Genomic DNA, 2,523 nt, shown 5'->3' on the forward strand with positions numbered 1-2,523 from the left:
AGGAAGGGTGAACAAGGGAGCGAATTATTTTTCCGCTAAGGTTTGAAATTTGTGCTTGTGTAAATAACTTGGACCGCCGTTTTTTCGACCCCTTTTTGATCCCCGTGCCAGCAGATCTTTAGTTTTTACTGCAGTGCGGCTCTGAAGTATTGCCGCGTCAGTGTGGCGGGGACGGTGAAATTCCAGAGGCCATTGGGGCCGCAAATGTTGGTGGAGAAATTGGTCCAGTTCACAAGGTCCGTGCTGGTCTGGAGGTAACAGGTCCGGCCGGAAGGACCGGGAAGAGACCATGAGATTGTTCCGGAGTCATGGTTTGCCGGGGTGAGTCCAACCAGCGAATCGGGTAGATTTGCCCTGGCGATGTATGCGGAATAGTTCGTGCCTGCCGTGGTGAAGTTACCGCCCACATAGAGGCGTGAGCCGTCGATTGCAAACGTGTTAACCGATCCATTAACGCCCGAACCGAAGAAGTTCGTCGTCCATTGCGCACCGTCCCATTTCAAAAGCGACTGCTGCGCTGACCAGGACGCGCCGGCATAGAGATTTCCGAAGGCGTCGAAACGCAGGGCGTCGATGGTGATCGGGAAGGAAGGTCCGAAGCTTTTCCAGGTAACGCCATCCCATTTTTCCACCATTCCCGGATATCCTCCCGCATAGAGATTTCCGAAAGCATCGATGGCGAGAGAAGCCACGGGATTTGACGGACCTGATCCAAGAGCTTCCCACTCAAATTTGGAGGGAACCCACTTTGCGACATAATTGAAGGTGTCGTAATTGCCGGAATCATAGTTGAACGATTCCATTGAAGTTCCGGCTACGTAAAGGTTGTTTGATGCGTCCACAAGCAACGCGTTTATGGACCCGGCAAACGCGATGTTTAAAAGGCCGAGATCGTTCCAGTGATTGTATTGCCTGACCCATTGCATCACCCTGCTGTAGCCCTGGTTTGCAACGTAGAGATTTCCCGCGGAGTCCATCGTCATGGCTGTGATTGGAGCTTGCGACCCAAAGGCTGACCAATTGGTTCCGTCCCATTTCGCGAGGTTTGTTACCGAGACGCTGCCGACGGCCTCAAAATAGCCACCGATATAGACATTATCGTCGCTGTCCACAACGAGCGCGTTAACCTGGGGGATTGAGCTATTGAGCAAACTTACTCTTCCCAACAGGGTCCAATTGGTTCCGTCCCATTTCCAAGCTCCGAAATCTCCGCCAACAAATAAATTTCCCTTTGAATCCACTGCGCTTGCATAACAGGCGGGGGGATTGATTGTGTCCTGTGCAACCGTCAATGCCGGGCCGAGAGTGACGTTCTGGATGGTTGTCCAGTTGGTCCCGTCCCATTTTGCGATACCGTCTTCCTGCGAAAAATAGCCTGCGGTCAGGGTGCCTCCTGCATAAAGATTTCCCCAGCCATCCAGCGCGACCGCGAGGACGGGACTTCCCGACTGGCCTATGCCGCCGCCTGGTGCCGACCAATTATTTCCATCCCATTTAGCGACGTTCATCGCGGACACTCCGCCGTGCAAGTAGGGATCCCCGCCAATGTTTGAGAAGAGGCCCCCAACGAACAGATTTCCGGAATTGTCGAAGCCAAATGCATTAACTTGACCATAGATTGGTCCGGGCAAAATTGTCCAATTACCTCCACTCCATTTCAAAACAGCACCTGACCCGGAAGGATAGAGAGATGCGCCGATAAAGAGGTCTCCCGAACCATCGGCGCTAATTCCCGTAACCGTTTGAATTTTGTTTGTGCCAGCCTGCATGGGAAGCTGCGACCATGCTTGACCGTTCCAGAAAGAGAGTTGGGCAACAGCGGGTAGCAAGGACCCCCGGGTACTGCTGGCGAAAAGGCCTGACGCATCGGCGGAAAGAGCTGCTACACGATTGGTAAGCCCGGCACCAACCGCCGACCAATGCGCTCCGTCCCACGCAGCGATGTTGCTGGCCAAAATGCCCCCGATATTGGTGAAGCTGCCGCCTGCATAGAGAGTTCCCGAGTTGTCGAATGCCAGCGCCAATACGGAATCGCTCGTGCCGGATCCCAGCGCCGACCACGATGTGCCATCCCACCTGGCAATGTTGGTGGCAAAGATGCCGCCTGTAGTTGTGAAGCTTCCGCCAACATAAAGATTACCCTGGTCATCAAGTGCCAGGGCGGAGACAGTGCCCTTCAAACCGTTACCGAGACTTTTCCAGGTGATCCCATCCCAAACCGCCACGTTGCTTACGATCGTTGTGCCGGCAAATTGAAAATTTCCGCCGATGTAAACCAATCCCGAATTGGTGTTGATCACTACCGTGGAGACCTTGCCGTTAGCCCCAGGAAGCCCGTTCAAACTGGTCCAGTCCGCGTCAGTGAAACTGCCAGCGGTCAAATCAGAAAGGTGGCCCATACAGGTGACCATGAAAAGAAGCGTGACGAAAAATGCGCGAATCGATGGTCTCATTTGGTATTCTCCTTTGTGTCTTTGTATTTGGTCACAAAAGCGGAGGTGGTATATCACACAATCTTGAGTT

At 53.3% G+C, this 2,523-nt stretch carries 1 protein-coding gene; it reads right to left on the minus strand.

Going from position 1 to position 2,523, the window contains the following annotated elements; translation table 11 throughout:
* Positions 1-125 precede the first annotated feature (125 nt).
* Positions 126-2,453 (minus strand): hypothetical protein, encoded by a 2,328-nt coding sequence (locus tag CFLAV_RS31460; protein ID WP_007418994.1) that lies wholly within the window; start codon positions 2,451-2,453, stop codon positions 126-128.
* Positions 2,454-2,523 lie beyond the last annotated feature (70 nt).

Origin of the sequence: Pedosphaera parvula Ellin514 (genome assembly GCF_000172555.1) — a bacterium.
In the GTDB taxonomy this organism is placed as follows: Bacteria; Verrucomicrobiota; Verrucomicrobiia; order Limisphaerales; family Pedosphaeraceae; genus Pedosphaera.